The organism is Proteus alimentorum (assembly GCF_002607735.1).
Classification (GTDB): domain Bacteria; phylum Pseudomonadota; class Gammaproteobacteria; order Enterobacterales; family Enterobacteriaceae; genus Proteus; species Proteus alimentorum.
The window spans coordinates 92,640-113,913 of the sequence record NZ_NBVR01000020.1 but is presented as its reverse complement, the minus strand read 5'-3'; the positions used below and the strand labels follow the sequence as shown (position 1 = coordinate 113,913).

The 21,274-nt window shown below is 38.1% G+C and carries 15 protein-coding genes and 1 pseudogene; 11 read left to right on the top strand and 5 right to left on the bottom strand.

The features are described 5' to 3' along the window. Positions 1 to 71: 71 nt before the first annotated feature. From B6258_RS05725 to tolC, 3 genes are all read right to left on the bottom strand, one after another. On the bottom strand, positions 72 to 1,235 hold the full coding sequence (locus B6258_RS05725) for a glutathionylspermidine synthase family protein (RefSeq protein WP_099074461.1): 1,164 nt from the start codon (positions 1,233 to 1,235) through the stop codon (positions 72 to 74). An 8-nt stretch (positions 1,236 to 1,243) separates the two neighbouring features. Beyond that, positions 1,244 to 1,972 carry a DUF1190 family protein gene (locus B6258_RS05720; protein WP_099074460.1) on the bottom strand — a complete coding sequence of 243 codons (729 nt, stop codon included), beginning with the start codon at positions 1,970 to 1,972 and terminating at the stop codon, positions 1,244 to 1,246. A 328-nt stretch (positions 1,973 to 2,300) separates the two neighbouring features. Then, complete coding sequence (gene tolC / locus B6258_RS05715; protein ID WP_099074459.1) at positions 2,301 to 3,695, bottom strand: outer membrane channel protein TolC; 1,395 nt, start codon at positions 3,693 to 3,695, stop codon at positions 2,301 to 2,303. Between the two features lie 213 nt (positions 3,696 to 3,908). Between tolC and nudF the strand changes: the two genes are divergently transcribed. From nudF to B6258_RS05670, 10 genes and pseudogenes are all read left to right on the top strand, one after another. After that, the gene (gene nudF / locus B6258_RS05710; protein WP_099074458.1) at positions 3,909 to 4,544 is read left to right on the top strand and encodes an ADP-ribose diphosphatase; all 636 of its coding nucleotides are present in this window, start codon (positions 3,909 to 3,911) and stop codon (positions 4,542 to 4,544) included. Positions 4,545 to 4,770: 226 nt separating this feature from the next. Continuing rightward, positions 4,771 to 5,610, top strand: a complete 840-nt coding sequence (gene cpdA / locus B6258_RS05705; RefSeq protein WP_099074457.1) for a 3',5'-cyclic-AMP phosphodiesterase — start codon at positions 4,771 to 4,773, stop codon at positions 5,608 to 5,610. A 3-nt stretch (positions 5,611 to 5,613) separates the two neighbouring features. Next, positions 5,614 to 6,189 carry an esterase YqiA gene (gene yqiA, locus B6258_RS05700; protein WP_099074456.1) on the top strand — a complete coding sequence of 192 codons (576 nt, stop codon included), beginning with the start codon at positions 5,614 to 5,616 and terminating at the stop codon, positions 6,187 to 6,189. A 124-nt stretch (positions 6,190 to 6,313) separates the two neighbouring features. Then, on the top strand, positions 6,314 to 8,209 hold the full coding sequence (gene parE, locus B6258_RS05695; RefSeq protein ID WP_099074455.1) for a DNA topoisomerase IV subunit B: 1,896 nt from the start codon (positions 6,314 to 6,316) through the stop codon (positions 8,207 to 8,209). Positions 8,210 to 8,241: 32 nt separating this feature from the next. Beyond that, positions 8,242 to 10,422: pseudogene (parC, locus tag B6258_RS05690) on the top strand (DNA topoisomerase IV subunit A); the annotation flags it as partial. Between the two features lie 51 nt (positions 10,423 to 10,473). Then, positions 10,474 to 11,199 (top strand): DNA gyrase C-terminal beta-propeller domain-containing protein, encoded by a 726-nt coding sequence (locus B6258_RS18535; RefSeq protein ID WP_420820577.1) that lies wholly within the window; start codon positions 10,474 to 10,476, stop codon positions 11,197 to 11,199. Between the two features lie 64 nt (positions 11,200 to 11,263). Further along, positions 11,264 to 12,013, top strand: a complete 750-nt coding sequence (locus B6258_RS05685; RefSeq protein ID WP_099074453.1) for a 1-acylglycerol-3-phosphate O-acyltransferase — start codon at positions 11,264 to 11,266, stop codon at positions 12,011 to 12,013. A 341-nt stretch (positions 12,014 to 12,354) separates the two neighbouring features. Next, positions 12,355 to 13,776 carry a cell division protein FtsP gene (gene ftsP, locus B6258_RS05680; protein WP_099074452.1) on the top strand — a complete coding sequence of 474 codons (1,422 nt, stop codon included), beginning with the start codon at positions 12,355 to 12,357 and terminating at the stop codon, positions 13,774 to 13,776. A gap of 458 nt (positions 13,777 to 14,234) precedes the next feature. Continuing rightward, entirely contained in the window at positions 14,235 to 17,465 is a 3,231-nt protein-coding gene (pta, locus tag B6258_RS05675; RefSeq protein ID WP_099074451.1) for an autotransporter Pta, read from the top strand. A 109-nt stretch (positions 17,466 to 17,574) separates the two neighbouring features. After that, a complete protein-coding gene (locus B6258_RS05670; RefSeq protein ID WP_099074450.1) occupies positions 17,575 to 18,699 on the top strand; it encodes a hypothetical protein in 1,125 nt (374 codons plus the stop codon). Positions 18,700 to 18,738: 39 nt separating this feature from the next. Here the strand turns inward: B6258_RS05670 and B6258_RS05665 are convergent, their stop codons facing one another. Then, on the bottom strand, positions 18,739 to 19,353 hold the full coding sequence (locus B6258_RS05665; protein ID WP_099074449.1) for a LysE family translocator: 615 nt from the start codon (positions 19,351 to 19,353) through the stop codon (positions 18,739 to 18,741). A gap of 174 nt (positions 19,354 to 19,527) precedes the next feature. Here B6258_RS05665 and folA point away from each other — a divergent pair, with 174 nt between their 5' ends. Continuing rightward, positions 19,528 to 20,013 (top strand): type 3 dihydrofolate reductase, encoded by a 486-nt coding sequence (gene folA / locus B6258_RS05660; protein WP_099074448.1) that lies wholly within the window; start codon positions 19,528 to 19,530, stop codon positions 20,011 to 20,013. A gap of 439 nt (positions 20,014 to 20,452) precedes the next feature. Here folA and apaH read toward each other — a convergent pair whose 3' ends face one another. Then, entirely contained in the window at positions 20,453 to 21,274 is an 822-nt protein-coding gene (gene apaH, locus B6258_RS05655; RefSeq protein WP_099074447.1) for a bis(5'-nucleosyl)-tetraphosphatase (symmetrical) ApaH, read from the bottom strand.

Genomic DNA, 21,274 nt, shown 5'->3' with positions numbered 1-21,274 from the left:
AGGTTTTTGCAATAAAAAACACCTTACTGCTTATAAACAATAAGGTGCTCAATATAATTTTAAGATTTCTATTAATCTAAAATAATATGTGGATAGAAGCGGGAGAGATCTTGAGTGATAAGCTCTCTATCTTCTCTAATGCAAATACCTGCCGATTGGTCGTTAACCAGCCAACTACCAATTAATGTATAGCTATCACCGAATTTTGGTAGTGGGTGGAAACCTTGAACAATAAAGCCTTCTTCACCGTAAGGACCATCTGCAACAGCAATATCTTTGCCATTTTCAACAATACGAATATTTGCACCTTCGCGTGAAAACAGTGGCTTGATAACATAACGTGATAATGAATCAGGCGCTTTGCCATCATAAAAATAAGCAGGTAGCAGATTTGGGTGATTAGGGAACATTTCCCAAAGCATTGGCAGTAATGCTTTATTCGAAATAATGCTCTTCCAAGATGGCTCCAACCAACGAATACCCGCATCAGCGAGTTTAGTTGAGAAGTCTTCGCGGAACATAAATTCCCAAGGGTAAAGTTTGAACATATTGCTGATTATCTGATCTTGCAGATCAGTTAACTCACCACGTTCACCTAACCCCAGATCTTCAATAAAGACAAAGTCAGTTGTTATTTCTGCTTCTTCAGCACAATCTTGTAAATATTGAACCGTACCACGATCTTCTTCAGTATCTTGGCAACAGGACATATGCAGATAACGCATTCCATATTGATCACGAAGCTCTGCAAAACGATCAATTAATTTTTCTTGAATGCTATTAAATTGATCGGCATTTTGGGGTAAATGGCCTGCATTGACTTGATCTTCAAGCCAGATCCATTGGAAAAAAGCAGATTCATACAGCGAAGTTGGCGTATCTGCATTATTTTCTAATAGTTTTGCCGGACTTTTACCGTCATAGGCTAAGTCAAGACGTGAATAGAGCGAAGGCTGAGACGATTTCCATGAATCACGGACGAAATCCCAACAGTGACGAGGGATTTGAAAACGCGTCAGCAACGCTTCACTATTCGCCACTTTATCCGCGACTTGTAAGCACATCTGATGCAACTCTTCCGTCGTTTCTTCTAACGTTTCAACTTCTTCCATTGAAAATTGATAGTAAGCATCTTCAGACCAGTAAGGCTCGCCATACATTGTATGAAAGTTAAAGCCAAATTCGGTTGCTTTTTCACGCCAATCCGGGCGTTCAATGATATTTTCACGTTTCATGGTTTTAATTAACCACCTGAACGGTAAGAAGATGAACCCGTAGAGCTACGGTTATTATTTGTTGCACTGGTACGTTGAGCCGCTGCTTGTCTTGAAACTGTATTACCAAAGCCGCCACGAGTTACTGTCGACGTTGTTGATGGTTTTGGTGTCATGGCTGTTTTGGGTACGTTCATTTGACGACCACCCACTGCAGGACCATAGTTACGGCCTGTTGCATCCACAAATTTACCATTTGCAGGGCTTGTTGGATTACGCGAACTAAACAGAGGTTGTGCTGGTGCACCGCCACCCATTAGACGACCCATCATATAACCCGCCATTAATGGCATAAAGAAGCTACCACCAGAGTTAGCTTGAGCCATTTGTGAGCTGTCAGGGCTTAAGTTATTGGCATTTTCAGTACTAACAGGCTGTCCATCAATAGATGCTGTTTGTGTGCATTGTGCATCACCAAATTCAGCTACGCAGTCTTCTAATGTTGCATATTTAGGTGCTGTACGCTGTGCTTCTTGCATCGCTGTGCGATAAGAATCTTCACACTGTGCCGCTTGTGAAGGATTCGCTTGAGCACATTCTTGTGCATTCATATACAGTGAAACTGTCTCATCGCTCTCTTCACATCCTGAAAGCGCGAATACAGCAGTGATGGCGATTGCAACAGGCGCCAGACGATAAGGACGAAATGCTTTACGGAAAGCATCACGATTAATCGATTTGGTACGTTTCATTGGCATATTGATAAGATCCATAAAAGGTAAAACGTTCAAAATAAAAGCTAGGATAGGTTAAATAGTCTAGAAAATAAATAAGAAACGCCTAATCATCAGGGATAACCAGAAATTTGTGATCTTTATAAGGTTAAGGGAATAAAATTAGGTAAATCCTCTCTTTTTAACCTAATTGTAATTAAGGCATTTGTTAATACAAGAATATAGATATTGTTGAGATCTTAATTTAAGCCATAACACAATATTTTATGTGAAGAGGAAGCATAAAAAAAACCGCTTATCAGTTTATTGCTGAAAGCGGTTTTTTATCAGTGACTAAATTCTTAATTCACGATCAAGGCGTCACGTTAAGAGCAGGGCTTGTTAACGCGCGAATAATGCTATCTGGTGAAGTGGAAATTTCTGCACCCAGTGCATTATTTAACTGAATTAAGTCATTTTCATTTAATGTGCCACGAGCATATTCAATATTTAATTGGTTAATTAAATAGTCATAACGCGCGTTGGATAATTTCTGTTTTGCATCATAAAGCGTTGTTGTAGCATTCAACACATCGACAATAGTACGAGTACCCACTTGATAACCCGCTTCAGTTGCATCTAATGAACTTTGCGCAGAAACAACGACTTGTTGATACGCTTTAATGCTACTGATTGACGCAGAAATATTGTTATAAGAAGAACGCGCGATTTGGACAATAGAACGATAAACCGATTCTAATTGTTCGCTTGCACTCGTAAAGCCATATTGTGCTTGTTCTACTTGAGAGCTAGTTCTGCCACCCGTATACAGAGGGATGCTAACAGACAGGCCAATACTATTCTGGCCACTATAGTTGTTGCGATCGCTAATATTTGATGGCGGTAAGGCACTACCATGACTGTGGCTATTTGAAACACCCGTTGAGGCATTTAAATCGACAGTTGGTAAGTGGCCTGATTGCGCTAAACGAATATTTTCGCGTGCTAAATCTTGACCTAAACGTGCACTTAATAAACTTAAATTACGTTCTTCTGCATCTTTTAGCAGTTTATCAATAGAGTCTGGTGATGTTGTTGAAAAACGGCTGATATTGAGTGATGCCAGATTAATGTAATAGATACCACTGACTTGGCGTAGTTTTTCTAATGCATTATCTAATTGGTTACGACCTGCCACTTCTTGTGCCAGTACGCTATCGTAATTTGCACGCGCATTTTGTACGTCAGTAATCGCCACTAAACCTACGTTAAAACGTTGAGTTGTTTGATCTAACTGACGGTAAACTTGTTCTTTTTGCGCTTCAATAAATGATAATGAATCGATAGCACGTAAAACATCAAAGTAAGCGGTCGCGGTGTCTAAAATCAGCTTTTGTTGACTTGTTTGGTAAGTCACATCGCTCATGCCCGCTGTTTTTTCTTGAATGTTTAATTGGCGCCATAAAGCCATGTTAAACACACTTTGAGTCAGCGTTAAATTTGCACCAATAGAATTGGATTCGGTGTTGTTATTATCACGGTAGCCGCTTTTATAATCAGCAGACGCACCTAATCCTAATTGGGGTAATAATGAGCCACGAGCTTCATTAATTTTTTCAAAAGCTTGATTTCGTTCAGCTAATGACTTGCGTAACTCAGGGTTACTGTCCTTTGCTTTTTGATAAACTTGAAGCAGATCCTCAGCCTGGCTTGCAGTGCTGAATCCTGCCAAACTCATCGTGACCAAAAGAGAGAGCAGTTTTTTCATTTTAATTCCTTGTTGCAACAGTTTCGCTGAGTTGCCTCTGTTAATCTTGATTGGGGATAATTCTAGCAGATTGTTTCCCTAAGTAGGGGTAGCCATTTGTGCCATATCCTTTTATTTTAGATTAACTTTACATGAATTGTTGGCAAATTTCTTTAAATCTGTATTAAACGTAAGCAATAAAAAGACTCTTAAATGTAACTTAAGGAACATTGTATGAAGAAAAGGGAAAATACACCATTTTTATACGGTCGTGAAGATGTGAAATTGCTCAATCAAAGAGATTTATACAAAGGCTTTTTTCGCATGACCGAATATCGCTTTAAACATCGCCTTTTTGAAGGTGGATGGAGTGAAGAGGTTAAACGTGAGGTTTTTGAACGAGGCAATGCGGGTGTTTTGCTTGCTTACGATCCCAAACGTGATGAAGTGGTCTTAATTGAGCAAATTCGTATTCCTGCGTATGAAACCAGCGAGACACCTTGGTTGCTTGAAGTGGTTGCGGGCATGGTCGAACAAGGAGAAAGTCCGGAAGATGTTGTTAGACGTGAAGCCCAAGAAGAAGCGGGGGTTATTGTTGGGCGATGCGAACCTATTGTGAGTTATCTTTCAAGTCCTGGCGGTACGAGCGAAAGAATGCATGTTTACGTTGGTGAAGTTGATGCAACAACAGCAAAAGGTATTCATGGATTAGCGTGTGAGAATGAAGATATTCGTGTTCATGTTGTCAGCAGAGAACAAGCTTATCTTTGGGTTGAAGAGGGGGTTATTGACAATGCTGCATCCGTTATCGCGCTTCAATGGCTACAACTTCATCATGTTGCGTTAAGAAAGCGTTGGTCGGTAATTTAATACATTAATCAATCTTTAAAGGATGTTTTTAATAATATTATCAAGTAGAGTAAGTCTCTCTAAGTGTACGATATCAAATGAATTAAATTGTAAAATGAAGTGAAAAAAACGTGATTGAAAGCGAGAATATTTCTCACTAATCTTTTGAAATGTGTATTGGTTGGCAGATCTTTACTACGAAAATACGTTAACATAACGGCTAATGAGAGTGAAACAAGGAAACCTTTTGGAAAGCCAGCTTGAATTATCGGTGAAACATAAAAACACCGTAAGAATATTACAAATCACAGACACCCACCTCTTTGCTAAGGTGGAAGACACTCTGCTGGGCATAAATACCTATCGTAGCTACCATGCGGTATTAAATGCGATTAGAGAGCAGGGTCTTGATGTTGACTTGATTGTTGCGACAGGTGATTTAGTTCAAGATCAAACCTTTGAAGCTTATCAGCATTTTGCTGATGGTATTGCGACGCTAACACCACCTTGTGTTTGGTTGCCGGGTAATCATGACTATCAACCTGCGATGATTGATGCGTTAAATCAGGCAGGAATTTTGTCAGCTAAACAAGTGTTGATTGGTGATAATTGGCAAATGCTGTTATTAGATAGCCAAATTCAAGGCGTTCCTCATGGTGAGTTATCAGATTGTCAGTTAGATTGGCTAACACGCTGTCTTGAAAGTCAAAAGCACAGAGATACGATTATCTTGTTGCATCATCATCCTATGCCTTCAGGGTGTACATGGTTAGATCAACACAGTTTAAGAAATTCTCAAGAATTGGCGGAGCGTTTAAGCGATCACTCTCAAGTAAAAATGATGCTTTGTGGCCATATTCACCAAGAAATGGATGAAATGTGGAATGGTATTCGTTTGTTGGCGACGCCTTCTACGTGCATTCAGTTTCGTCCTCATTGTACAAATTTTACATTAGATACTGTTTCTCCAGGGTGGCGCTATTTGGAAATGTCACTTTCATCGGATGAAAAGGGCAAAATCGAAACACAAGTTTACCGTTTAGCCGGTACTGAATTTTGCCCTGATCTTGATGCGGATGGCTATTAAGTTATGCCTCGTATTCTTTACTTACATGGCTTTAATAGCTCTCCTAAATCAGCAAAGGCACAGGCTTTTCGCCAATGGCTTGAAGCAACACATCCTGAAATTGAATTGTTAGTACCTCAATTACCACCTTATCCTCAAGAAGCCGCTCAGCTAATTGAAACGTTAGTTAAAGAGAATACAGATGACAAACTTGGATTAATTGGCTCATCATTAGGTGGCTATTTATCTATCTGGCTATCTCAACGTTTTCATTTACCCGCTGTTGTTGTTAATCCTGCGATACGTCCTTTCGATCTTTTGCAAGATTTCTTGGGGGAGAACGAAAATCCTTATACACATCAAAAATATAAGTTAGAGCCTCATCATATGGATGAGTTGCTTGCTTTGCGTATTCCCACAATCACATCACCGGAACTTATTTGGTTGCTTCAACAAACTGGAGATGAAATACTTGATTATCGTCAAGCTGTCTCATATCTTGGCGCGTGTAGGCAAACCATAGAATCGGATGGGAACCATGCTTTTGTGGGTTTTGAACGTTTTTTTCCAAAAATTATTCAATTTTTAAAGATAATTTAGCCTTTCGGTCGATTAACCTGTAAAACGTAGGTTGATGTATCCATCCGAAAATTAATATCATATTGCCGCCAACACCTGTTATTATAAACAGTATTTTTCTAACAGCGAACCGCAGATTAAAACAATGACTCAATCAAGTTATAACGCAAAGGATATTGAGGTTCTTAATGGTCTAGAGCCTGTTCGTCGCCGTCCGGGGATGTATACAGATACAACAAGACCGAACCATTTGGCACAGGAAGTGATAGATAATAGCGTGGACGAGGCGCTTGCGGGACACGCATCAAAGGTCGATGTCATTTTATATGCAGACCAATCTATCGAAGTTATCGATAATGGGCGAGGAATGCCTGTCGATATTCACCCTGAACTTAACGTTTCTGCTATCGAGTTAATCCTTGCTCACCTCCACGCCGGAGGAAAATTCTCTAATAAAAACTATCAATTTTCTGGCGGGTTGCATGGTGTGGGGATCTCGGTTGTTAACGCCCTCTCAAAGCGTATTGAAGTAACTGTTCGTCGTGATGGTAAAATTTACCAAATTGCCTTTGAAAATGGCGATAAAGTTGAAGAGTTACATGAGATTGGCACCTGTGCAAAACGAGACACTGGAACGAGTGTACATTTTTGGCCTGATGGGTCCTATTTTGATGTTCCTCGCTTTTCTTCTAAAAGCTTATCTCATGTATTAAAAGCCAAAGCGGTACTGTGCCCAGGCGTTAATGTTTCTTTTGTAGATAAAGTAAACAATACCCAAGAAAACTGGTGCTACGCTGATGGTTTAACCGATTATTTAAGTGAAGCTGTTGCTGAATTTGTTCGCCTTCCTGAAGAGCCTTTTACAGGTAAATTTGAAGGTGATAATGAAGCCGTTGAATGGTCTATGTTATGGCTGCCTGAAGGTGGCGATCTACTCACTGAAAGCTATGTTAACTTAATACCAACGGTTCAAGGTGGTACACACGTAAATGGTTTACGCCAAGGTGTGTTAGATGCAATGCGTGAATTTTGTGAATTCCGTAATTTACTGCCAAGAGGCCTTAAATTAACTGCTGATGATACATGGGAGCGTTGTGCTTATGTCTTATCAGTGAAAATGCAAGATCCTCAATTTGCAGGACAAACCAAAGAGCGACTCTCCTCAAGACAAACCAGTGCATTTGTTGCCAATGCAGTAAAAAATGCGTTTAGCTTATGGCTAAATCAGAATGTTCAAGTCGGCGAATTACTTGCTGAAATGGCGATTAGCAGTGCTCAACGTCGTATGCGGGCGGCTAAAAAAGTGGTGAGAAAAAAACTCACTTCCGGGCCAGCATTGCCGGGGAAATTGGCTGATTGTACTTCTCAAGATTTACGTTACACCGAACTGTTTTTGGTTGAAGGGGACTCGGCAGGAGGCTCTGCTAAACAAGCGCGAGATCGTGAATATCAAGCGATTATGCCTCTGCGCGGTAAGATCCTAAATACATGGGAAGTCTCTTCAGATGAAGTGCTCGCGTCACAAGAAGTCCATGATATTTCGGTCGCAATTGGTATGGATCCTGATAGTGATGATTTAAGCCAATTACGTTACGGTAAAGTGTGTATTCTTGCGGATGCGGACTCAGATGGTTTACATATCGCAACCTTATTGTGTGCTTTATTTGTGCGCCATTTCTCTGCATTAGTTAAAGAAGGGCATGTGTATATGGCGATGCCACCACTTTATCGTATCGACTTAGGTAAAGAAGTCCATTATGCCCTTGATGAATCAGAAAAAAATGCCATTTTACAGCGCCTAAGTCGCAAAAAAGGTAAACCAAACGTACAGCGCTTTAAAGGATTGGGTGAGATGAATCCTCTTCAATTGCGTGAAACAACGCTTGATCCTAATACGCGCCGTTTAGTGCAGTTGGTGATTGATGATGAAAATTTTCAAGAAACACTTGGCATGATGGATATGCTGTTAGCAAAAAAACGCTCTGAAGATCGCCGCAATTGGTTGCAAGAAAAAGGCGATGAAGTTGACATCGAAGTGTAATGGATACCACAAGAGTCTGAGGAAAAAATTGAATGAGTGAATTGACTCATGATGGTGTAGAGCGCCAACCGCTCCACTTATTTACAGAGAATGCCTATCTCAACTACTCCATGTACGTCATTATGGATCGTGCATTGCCTTTCATTGGTGATGGGCTAAAACCCGTACAACGTCGTATCGTCTATGCGATGTCAGAGCTGGGTTTAAGTAATAGTGCAAAATTTAAAAAGTCAGCCCGTACTGTGGGTGACGTATTAGGTAAATATCACCCGCATGGTGATAGTGCCTGCTATGAAGCAATGGTCTTAATGGCTCAGCCGTTCTCTTACCGTTATCCGTTAATTGATGGACAAGGTAACTGGGGGGCGCCGGATGATCCCAAGTCTTTCGCCGCGATGCGTTATACCGAATCACGTCTTTCTAAATATTCACAAACATTATTGAGTGAATTAGGACATGGTACGGTAGATTGGATCCCTAACTTTGACGGCACGATGCAAGAGCCGAAAATGTTGCCTGCACGCTTACCTAATATCGTGCTTAATGGCACGACCGGTATTGCTGTGGGGATGGCAACAGACATTCCACCGCACAATGCGCGTGAAATAGGGCAAGCTTTAATTATGCTTCTAGATAATCCTGATGCCGGATTATCTGACGTGATGCAATATGTTCAAGGCCCTGATTATCCGACTGAAGCTGAAATTATTACGGCTCAAGACGATATCAAAAAGATTTATAAAACAGGACGTGGCTCTGTCAGAATGAGGGCTGTGTGGCAGAAAGAAGAAGGGTGTGCGGTGATCACGGCATTGCCTCATCAAGTTTCTGGTGCCAAAGTACTTGAGCAAATTGCAGCATTGATGCGAGCAAAAAAACTGCCTTTAGTTGAAGATTTACGTGATGAATCTGATCATGAAAATCCGACTAGACTTGTTATTGTTCCTCGTAGTAATCGTGTCGATTTAGAACAAGTGATGTACTACTTGTTTGTGAATACTGATTTGGAGAAAAGTTATCGCGTTAACCTAAATATGATTGGGTTAGATAATCGTCCAGCAGTAAAAGGATTACTGACGATTTTAAACGAATGGTTAGTTTATCGTCGCCAAACAGTGACAAACCGCTTAAATCATCGTTTAGAAAAAGTTTTACGCCGCTTAGAAATTCTCAAAGGTTTATTAATTGCTTATCTCAATATTGATGAAGTGATTGAAATTATTCGTCACGAAGATGAGCCAAAAGCAGAATTAATGCGTCGCTTTGCGTTATCCGATATTCAAGCTGAAGCGATTTTAGAGTTACGTTTACGTCATTTAGCCAAACTTGAAGAGATAAAACTAAAAGGCGAAAGTGATGAGCTTGAAAAAGAACGCGACAGCATTGAGAAATTGTTAAGTTCACCACGTCGTTTAAATACTTTACTGAAAAAAGAAATTGAAGCCGACGCGAAAGAATTTGGTGATGATCGTCGTTCACCGATCCGTCCTCAAGAAGAGGCGAAAGTGGTGAATGAGCAAGATATGTTGCCATCAGAGCCTGTCACCATTGTGCTTTCTGAAATGGGTTGGGTGCGTAATGCAAAAGGGCATGATATTGATCCTAGTGGCATGAGTTATCGCGCAGGGGATAGTTATCATAGTGCAGTACGAGGTATGAGTAATCAGCCTGTTCTGTTCCTTGATTCTACCGGCCGAAGCTATACCTTAAGCCCAAATGATATGCCTTCTGGACGTAGCCAAGGCGAACCATTAACCGGTAAGTTAACTTTCCCACCTGATGCCAGCGTGAAATACATGTTAGCGGGAAGTGCTGGACAAGAATATTTACTGGCAACAAAAGAAGGTTATGGCTCGGTTCTCTCTTACGATGAGATGGAAACGAAGAATAAGACAGGTAAAGGGCTACTAACAGTTTCTGAAGAGACTGAATTATTAGCACCATTCTTAGTTGATCCTCAAAAGAAAAATGAGCAACACTGGTTTATTATCATCACTGACAAAACACGTATTTTAGCCATTTCAGCAGAACAACTGAATGAAATGAATAAAAAAGGGCGTGGTACACGTCTTGTTGCTTTAGGGAAAGAGCAAGGTGATGTGATTGAACAAATGCTGTTTGCACCTAAAGATGAAGCATTAATCTTTACTGTTGATGGTCAGCAAGAAGTACTTAAAGCAGAAGAGATCAACTATTTTAGTGGTAATGCGGGTGATGAACCTATTCCGTTAAAACATCTACATCCTGAACCTGTTACCGTCATTATGTCTGAAAAAGGGCTTATTCGTTGCCAAAAAGGTCATAATATTGATGCTAAATCGGCGGGTTTTAAATCGGGTGATGATTATTTTGATGCCGTTGAGGGTATGAGTAATCAACCGGTACACTTAATTGATACCACAGGTCAAAGCTATACCGTTGATGTTGATGCATTACCTTCTGGTCGTAGCAAAGGTGATGCGCTAACTGAACGATTAAAAGTTCAGAAAGGTGCGCAATTACGCCATGTTGTTATGGGCGAAAATACCGATAAAATCTTAATGGCATCTGATGCAGGTTATGGTTTCATCTGTCAGATTGATGATTTAACTTCTAAAAATAAAGCAGGTAAATCACTACTAACTTTACCTGAAAATGCATTACCATTACCGCCACAACGTTTGAATAATGAGGTCACCGACCTCATTATGATCATTACTAAAGGCGGTAGAATGCTGATTTTTGAAGCTGCAGAATTACCAACTATGGTAAAAGGAAAGGGAAATCAGATGGTTTCTATTCCCGCTTCACAAGCAGCAAGTGGTGAGGATAACGTCGCTTGGTTACGAGTATTACCTGAAAATGCCTCTGTTACCTTGCATTTTGGTAAACGTAAAATGACAATGTCGATGAATGAGTTAGTTAGCTTTAAAGCAAAACGTGGGCGTCGAGGAACCTCTTTACCTCGCGGTGCTCAAGTTATCGATCATATTGATATTGAAACAAATTAAATCTAATACTTAATTGATATTGAGTGGGTCTGTTGACCCACTTCTATTTAGGACGCTAAAACTTATGTTAGCCATTATTCGAGGCATTATTGTCATTCTTTACACCATTATTGTGGTGACGTTTGGAATGATTTATTGCATGTTTTCACCTAGAAATCCAAAACATGTAATGACTTACGGACGAGCATTTGGCAAGTTATCTCGTGTTTTTGGAATTAAGCTTGTTGAGCGTTTTCCAAAAGAAGCGGAAAGCTATGGCCCAAGTATTTATATCGGAAACCATCAAAATAATTTTGACATGGTGACGATGTCAAATGCGGTACAACCTAATACCGTAACAGTGGGTAAAAAAAGCTTAATTTTTATTCCTTTCTTTGGTCAGTTGTATTGGATAACCGGTAATATTTTGATTGATAGAGCAAACCGCTCTAAAGCACACAGCACTATTTCACAAGTTGCTGATCAAATTAAATCGAAGAAGATTTCTGTTTGGATGTTTCCTGAAGGAACTCGTAGCCGTGGCCGTGGCCTTTTACCGTTTAAAACGGGGGCGTTCCATGCCGCTATTCAAGCCGGTGTGCCTATTATTCCTGTTTGTGTTTCCACAACGCAGGATAAAATTAAGCTAAACCGTTGGAATAATGGTTACGTTATTGTTGAAATGTTGCCCCCCATTGATGTTTCAAAATACACCAAAGATCAAGTTCGAGAATTAGCAGAAGATTGTCGTCAAATTATGAAAGCGAAAATCGAAGAGCTAGATAAAGAAGTTGAAGAAATGAATAAGCGTGATTTTCCCGGTAAATTAAATTAATACTTATTTAGTTTCTTTGTTTGTACGAATATAAGCCTGATCTTCAGGCTTATATTGTTATACTCTAAATAATTCAAGGTGCAGCGTTGTTGACTACGCTCATTCGCACTCGTCACATACTTATGCATGTTCCTAGCGACTCATTCACTTGTCGCCTAGTTGTATTTTGAATTATTTAGAGTGCTGGTTATCAACTATTTTTAGGATTTATGTCATATCCGCGCTATTATGCTCCCGTAATTTCATTTAAGTCCTTTTGTCTTTAAATCACAGCAGCTTTTTTCCTGTCATAGCATTTAGATTACGCGATAGGAATTTTTGTATTTTGTTGCGGAGAAAGTATGTCATTTAGTCGTCGCCAGTTTATTCAGGCTTCAGGCTTAGCGGTATGTCTGGGCTCTATATCTTCTTCTGTTCGTGCTGAATCAGTCAATGATAAACAATTACCTATACCGCCATTGTTGGAATCTCGTCGTGGTCAGCCGCTATTTTTGACTTTGCAGAATGTACACTGGGCGTTTAATGGGACGCAGAAAGCGGAAGTTTGGGGGATCAATGGCTCAACGCCGGGACCGACAATCAAAGTCAAAAGTGGCGATGATATAAAACTTATTTATAGTAACCGTCTTAATGAAGCGGTATCAATGACAGTAAGCGGCTTATTAGTTCCGGGTACTCAAGTCGGTGGTGCGGCACGATTAATGTCGCCCGGTGCTTATTGGTCGCCAGTATTGCCTATTCGTCAGAAAGCAGCAACATGTTGGTATCACGCCAATACTCCCTTTAAAATGGCACCTCATGTTTATAATGGGTTGGTGGGAATGTGGATTGTGGAAGATGAAGAGAGCAAATCCCTACCTTTACCAAAACATTATGGAGTGAATGACTTTCCAATCATTATTCAAGATAAGCGGATTGATAATTTTGGCACCCCGCAATACGACAAAGAAGCTGCTAGTGAGGGTTTCTATGGCGATACATTGCTAGTCAATGGACGTGAAGATCCTTATATTGAAGTCTCTAGAGGTTGGATCCGCTTGCGTTTAGTCAATGCATCTAATGCTCGTCGTTATGAACTAACTGCAAATGATGGTCGTTCACTTTACCTTATTGCTTCTGATCAGGGTTTATTAACATCCCCCGTTGAGTTGAAATCAATTCCAATGGCTCCGGGCGAGCGACGTGAAATATTGGTTGATATGTCTGAAGGTGGTGAAGTCACCATTACCGCAGGGCAAAGTGCCGGCTTTATGGATAGGCTCCGTGGTATTTTTGAACCCTCTAATTTACTACGTAATGCCAATATACTCACCATTAGGCCAACAGGATTAATGTCATTAGTGACAGACAAAGCACCTGCACAATTAGCGGTAGATGACACACAAATTACCACCTCTATTCAGCCTAGAACCATTCAACTGCATAACAGCCCTCCAGGAATAAATAATGCTCGTTGGGAGCTTTCAAGAATTGATTTAGTCGGTAAGCAAAATGGGTGGGAACGTTGGCTTGTAACAGTGCCGACACCACAATCCTTCCATATTGAAGGTGCTCGTTTTAAAGTGATTAACCATAATGGTCAGAAACCTGCACCAGCAGATTTTGGCTGGAAAGATACCGTTTGGATTGAGGATCAAAGTGAATTGCTGGTGGAATTAAAACAGCCTTCTTATTCGCATTTCCCTTTCCTGTATTATAGCCAGTTATTAGAAAATGCAGATAAAGGTATGGTAGGGCAAATGGAAATAACGCCTTCGGAATAGTGACTAAGCAATGGTACGTTAAGAAATTAAAATAAAAACAGTATTTTTAAAATTAAAATACTGTTTTTTTTGCACATTAAATAAAGTGAAATTTATTTTTTATACTAAGCTTAAATAGAGAAAAAATTTTATTTACTAATTTGTTAATTAATTTGGTGAGGTTGTTTTTTTATTTATCTAATTTTTATTAAATTTATTTTCATATTGAAATAAATAAGTGCAACACTAAATAAAGTTAATTTTTCTTGTTTGTATAATATCTAGGATTGATCTAAGTTTGTTTATTTTATCTAGTAATTTGTGATTTGGTAGTCAATCTATCTATTTTTATAATAAACAATCATATTTTTGAGATGACCTTCAAGTAATTGTTTCCCTAGAAGCTAGAGAATCTCCGCGTCTTTTATTTTTGATCCTTAATTAATGTTATTAAATTTTAATATAACTGAAGGTACAGAATGAACAAAGAAATAGCTTTAAGTCATCATCATAAAATGAATAAAAAAAATAAAATAAATAATAATATATTTAAACTTTCCCTTGTTGCGTCTGCCTTGTTTTTTTCGGGATATTCTGTTGCATATTCAGAAGCAGGACAATTAGGTGATACCAAAAGTTGGGAAAGCCAAGAATACCAAAAAGACTGGGGGCTAGCGGCTATGAATGCCTCTAGTGCTTATGCTCTTGGTTTTCATGGTCAAGGTGCCAAAATTGGGGTAATGGATTCTGGTGCATTGTTATCGCATTCGGATTTAAGTAGCACTCGTTTTCATGCTGTAAAAGCTAAAGGAGTGCATGGCTCTACGGGAATGCGTTATCCTCACGAAATAGGGGGGCACTACGAGATAGGTCAAGCTTTTGATGTTGATGGAGGCTGGATCAAAGGTGTAAATGACACACACGGTACACACGTCACTGGTACAGTTGGTGCAAATCGTGATGGTAATGGTATGCACGGGGTTGCATGGGGTGCTGATGTTTACTTAGGAAACACTGGCGCAACAGACAGCAATAACTACGGGCCTTATCAGGATTACACCTATTTCTATACAGGCTGGAAAGCCATGGTCGATGCGGGAGCTCAAGTCATTAATAATAGTTGGGGTACCAACCCGCGTATTATTAATGCCAATGAAACATTGGGGCCTGATGGCGGTAAGACAACAGTGCATTTGCCAGTTGATACCACAGCACAAACGGAATATGAATATTTTTACTTCAATAAAGTTTATGGTGATAAACCTTCCTTTGTTGATGCTGCTTATGATGCAGTCAAAGGCACTAATGTTGTTCAAGTCTTTACAACAGGTAACCGCGACTTTGCGCAGCCATATTATCGTCCTCTTTATCCTTACTTTAATCCTGAAGCTGAAAAACATTGGATTGCAGTCGCGGGTCTTAAACAAAATGCAGACCAATCAGGTTATGAATTAGAAAAAATCTTCAATGAAGCGGGTAATGCGAAATGGTGGACCGTTGTTGCACCTGGTCGTTACATTTATTCTTCTGTTGTGGATGAAGAGGGCAATGCTGGTTGGGATACCTTTAGTGGTACATCAATGGCAGCGCCTCACGTTACAGGTGCTATGGGTGTATTGATGTCACGTTACGGATCAATGAATGCGATGCAAGTACGTGATGTGCTGTTCACAACAGCCAATCACCGTAATCCAGACGGTTCTTTATACGATAGTTGGACAGCCGCAGAAGGCACACCTGATGTACGTTATGGTTGGGGTACACCTGATTTAGATAAAGGCATGTACGGTCCGGGCCAATTCTTAGGTAAATTTGAATATAACCTAAGCATGACACCGCTTGATGTTTGGACAAATGATATTTCACAAGCCGCTTTAGATTTACGTGAACAAGAAGATCTTGCTTGGCTGAAGGAATACACAGAAAAAGGTATTGCAGCAGGTGGTGATTATGTTTTGGGAACGGATTTTGTTATCAATGATGGTAATCCAGATCCAACCTCGCATATTGTGAATAAAGAAGAGGCTGAAAAATGGCGTAAAGAGTATTACCAAAAACGCGCTGAGGCTATTCAAGCGAAAATTGACACTGGCTTATATGATGGAGCGTTAGTTAAGAAAGGTGAAGGTACATTGGTGATGACTGGCGATAATACTTATCGTGGTGGTACAACAGTTGAACAAGGTACTTTATATGGCTTTACTGAGTCTTTTGGCACAGAAGCAGTTAATGTGAATGGCGGTAAATTCAGTGTTATCGATCGCTATAACGACACTTTCACACAACAAGGCCAATTGGCATCAAATGAAAGTCATAAAGCCAATATTAATATCAACGATAAAGGAACTTATTTAGTTACCGTTGGACATGATGTTAATGTCGGTGATATGGCATTAAATAAAGGAGCAAGTTTAGATGTTGGTGCTGATAGTGAAGGGCAATTAAAAGATATTTACCTTAACAACACTGTCGTGGCAGGTACTGTTAATGCAGACAATTTAGTTGATAATCGCACCAAAACAAAAATGTTAGCGAATAACAATGTGGCTTCAAATAGTGATTATGCATTATTTGATAAAAATGTTTCTGTAAAAGACAACACTATTACAGGCACATTAAGTAAGAAAGAAAATACCTCTTTAGTGACTTTTGCAAATAATGAAAATGGTCGTTCTATTGCTAATACATTAGATATCACTGGCAGCGGTGATTTATTTAATGCTGTACTTCCTATGAATAAACGAGATCTGAATAAGACCTACGGATCATTAGGTAGTGATATGTATTTAAATGCCAACAGTGCGAGTGTCGTAAATGTTTTAGGGTTAACACGTACTGTGAAAGATCAAGCCATGGGTATTGGTCAAGGGCGTTATGCTAAATTGGATAACAGCAACGCACGTATTTGGATGACTGGCATTGGTCAATGGGGCAATGCTGATTATGGTCATAGCAATATGGATGTTGATTTCTACGTTGGCTTATTAGGCGCAGAAATTGATGTGACCGAAAATACCAAAGCGGGTCTGTTCTTTGGTGCGGGTTCAACTAAATATAAAGGGAATGAGCACGGTAAAATAGACAGCAACGACATTCATATTGGTGCTTACGGTGTGTCTAATTTGTATGATGTGGCTTCATTAAACTATGGTTTCACCCATACAAACCAAGATAGAGATGCAAAAAGAACACTTTGGGTAGGACAAAATGCAGGCTATAACTCGACAAGTTATGATGCAAAAATCACTCAAATTTTCTTAGAGGGTGCTTATACTCAATTTAATACTAATCAGTACTCTATTGAGCCATATGCAGGATTTAGCTGGTTACGTGTATCAACTGATGATATCAATGAAAATGTCGGTAATATGAAATTTACCACTAAGACAGATTCACAAGATATTCAAGTCGCTACTATTGGTTTACGTGGTGGATATCCATTTATGGCTGGTAACGTTAATATGGCATTAAAAGGCGATATTTCTGCAAGTCATTTATTTGGTGATAACCGTCCTGAATCACGTCTTTTCTTATCTAATTCTGGTGATGCAACATTACGTGGTGGCAAATTAGATAATCTATTTGGTGTTGGCTTAGGTGTTGATGCGCAATTAAGTAAATCAACTACCTTCGGGCTGTCTTACCAAGGTCAATATAATAGTGATGTAAGCTCAAGTGGTATCAATGCAACACTAAAAATTAATTTCTAAATCTTATTTGTTGTTTTTTTGATATTTAAAGTCCTTAGTAATAAGGGCTTTTTTTTGTATTACAATTAATATTAGTATTTTATTTTAAAATGACAATAAAGGGGATGTTATGATTGCTATTAATGATACTACTTTAAGAGATATAAAATATATTGTTCATTATAAAGGAGGCGTGAGTAATGGTGATTATGGTGTGAGAAATTTAATTGATAAAATTGATAATATAAATAGGAGTTTTATTTTATCATATAAGAAGAGTGGTTTTTTCCAAAGGGTTTTTGATTTTATAAAAGAAATAATAAATGTTAAAATAAGTTGTGATTTTATTTTGAATCATAATAATTATGAAAGAGTAAATAGCTTCTACTTTTTAAACTCATTGAGAAATAAAAAAGTTATTAATTCTGATAGGATCACAATAGATTATTGTAATCTTAATAATGAAATTTCCTCGTTTTTACAACGAAGGATGAACAATGATATAGATGAAAGTGAAAGTAAGTATATTAATATCTATTTGAATAATAATGTAAAAACAAAGGGTGATTTCTTATTGTTATATTCAATTTTAAATAAGTTGATGTATTCAATAGAAAATAAAAAGAATGAAAGCATATTAAAACAAACTGATAGTGAGGAATGTTTTAAATTTATATCAAAAAATGATCTTTTTTATAAAGAGAGTATTTTTAAGTTGCTCGACTTTATTTATGGCGATGGGGAGAGTAAAGAGAATAAAGTTAGAAAAATAAAAAATATAAATGATTTAAAAAAAATAAATAAAACAAATAAAGAAGATTATATTAACAATCTAATTAAATTTATTCATGATTTAAAAGAAAAAGAAATGAGGAGTGAAATATTTCTATTAAAATTAGAAAATACCTTAAAACAGATAAAGATGAATCTTAATAGCTTTGAAAATAATAAAAGGATACGGATTGTTGGTGATAATTTAAAAACGTTATTGCCATCCTATATACAAGAAGCGATGATGAACGATAATAAATCAATTAATTTTGATTTTGAGGTGTATGAAACTTTTGATAACAGTAATGATATATATAAAGATAAAATAAAATTAATTTTTGATGAATACAAAGTGAAGAATAGACAAAAAACATCATACATTAAAAATGTTATCAATGAGTTAGAGCTTAATGATGCTAATATTAATAACTATCTACAGTTTAATAAAAATGCATTAAATGATTTATTACTTTATTTGAAATAAAAATATCATATAGCTTATGGCTGTATGATATTTTATTTTTTAACTCAATGCCACTTTAATACCTAACCCAATCAGTACAATACCCAGTACTTTATCGATGCTTTTTTGGATTTTATTGAGCATTTTTCTCACGGGTGCACTTTGAATTAATAAAACGAGCAAAGGCCAGTAAACCACCGCCAAACCCCAGATAATAAAGGCATACCACAATTTCTCACCGATACTGGAATCGATACTTAATACTTGAGTGAAAACGGCAAGAAAGAATAAAGTGGCTTTAGGATTGAGTAAATTACATAAAAAGCCTTGCATAAAGGCTCTGTGAAAACTGATTTGTGAATGTTGTGCTGTTTTTTCATCAATCGAATGATTAGACTTTGAGAGCAAACTCTGAAAACCAATCCATAGCAAATAAACAGCACCTGCATATTTCAAAATAGAAAAGAGCCAAGGTGTTGTGGTGATAAGAACGGCAATACCTGCAACACAATATGACATATGCACAAGTAATGCTGCCACAATTCCCATTGCGGTCATCATTGCTGCAGATCGTTGATAACGTGCCGCATTTTTTACAACGAGAAAAAAGTCAGGACCTGGTGAGATCATACCGAGTAAAGCAATTGTAAAAACAACTAAAGAAGTTTCAAGCATAATAGCGCCTTGTATATAACAATATTATAATGATTGAATCTTATATGATTAAGTTAACACTTCGAGTATAAAGCAATTATTTATTATCAAGGAAGCATAATTTGTATCGACTCAGGTTTTAGCTTTACGTATAGTGTGAACAGTTTTTTCCCATCTTTACCCGTAGGTGTGTAAATGAATATTAGTTTAATCGCAGCATTAGCGATGGATCGCATTATTGGTATGGAAAAGGCAATGCCTTGGACATTACCGGGTGACCTCGCATGGTTTAAAAAGAATACGTTAAATAAACCCGTTATTATGGGGCGGGTGACTTATGAGTCTATTGGACGTCCTTTACCGAATCGTCTTAATATTGTTTTAAGTAGCCAGCCAGGAACAGATAGCGATGTTGTTTGGGTTAAATCGGTAGAAGAAGCTTTACAAGCTGCTGAAAATCATGATGAAATTATGGTTATAGGTGGCGGTAAAGTATATGAGCAATTTCTGCCTATGGCAAATACACTCTATCTAACTCACATCGATGCTGAAGTTATCGGTGATACAACCTTCCCAGATTATGAGCCTGATGAGTGGGATTCTACTTTTATGGAATACCATGAAGCAGATGAAAATAACTCACATAACTACTGCTTCGAAATATTAAAAAGAAGAAAATAACAAGAATTAAATAAAAAGGGAGATTAAATATCTTCCTTTTTATTATTCATATTTTATTAATATAGAAATAATGCTAAATAAGATTCATTTATCTATTTAATTATGTATATTTAAAATAGAGCGTTATTCTAAAATAACCATTATTTATAATTCAATAAACTCGTTTTAATAGAATAATCTATGAGATATTAATCGATATAGAGTTTTTATTATTCTTAATATCGTGTTTTACCTCACTTATTTTTCAATGAAAAAAAATAACGCATTGATTATTAATGAATATTTTTTAGTTTATTTTTGAGTGTTCGTTTTTGTATGCAAAATGTTCTCTTTAGAATAAAAAGAGTCATTTAGGTAATATGTGAGGATAAAGTCTGCATAGCGCAAAAGGCAATGTAGCCATTTTTGCGCTTCAAGAGAGAAGGGGATAAGACGTGAGTTATTTGGGAGCAGATAGGCTAGATTGAGTGAAATACTGCTTGTCTTCCCAACGTAAACAAGTGAGATTTCCACCCCAGCAACATCCCGTGTCTAAAGCGTAAACATTATCAGGAGTGCCCTTTCCTTCAAGAGAGGCCCAATGTCCAAATATAATGCTATAACCTTCAGGTAATTGGCTTGGCAAATCGAACCAAGGTTTTAAGGGGGTAGGTGCATCTTGTGGTTTATCTTTGCAAATCATATCAAGCTGGCCATTAGGAAAACAGTAACGCATACGTGTGAGTGCATTAGTGCTAAAGCGTAATCGAGCTAATCCCGAAAGTTCTGGTGACCAGTTGTTTGGTAAATCGCCATACATGGAGTTAATAAACAAAGGGTAGCTGTCACTACTTAAAATCGCTTCGACTTCACGAGCGCACATTTTTGCTGTTTCTAAATCCCATTGTGGTGTGATCCCTGCGTGAGCCATAATGATTTTTCTGTCTTCATCAACTTGCAATACAGGTTGGCGTCTTAACCAATTAATCAATTCATCTGCATCTGGCGCATTAAGTAAATCATTTAACTTATCTCTTGGTTTATTGCGGCTAATTTTTGCAAATACACCTAAAAGATGAAGATCATGATTGCCCAAGACGAGTTTAAGTGACGCGCCTAAGCTTTTTACAAAGCGCAGTACTTCAAGTGAGTCAGGGCCTCGAGCAACAAGATCACCCGTTAACCACAAGGTGTCTTGTGCAGGATCGAAACTGACTTTATCAAGAAGGTGGCGCAGTTCATGGTAACAGCCATGAATATCACCAATTAAATAAGTTGCCAT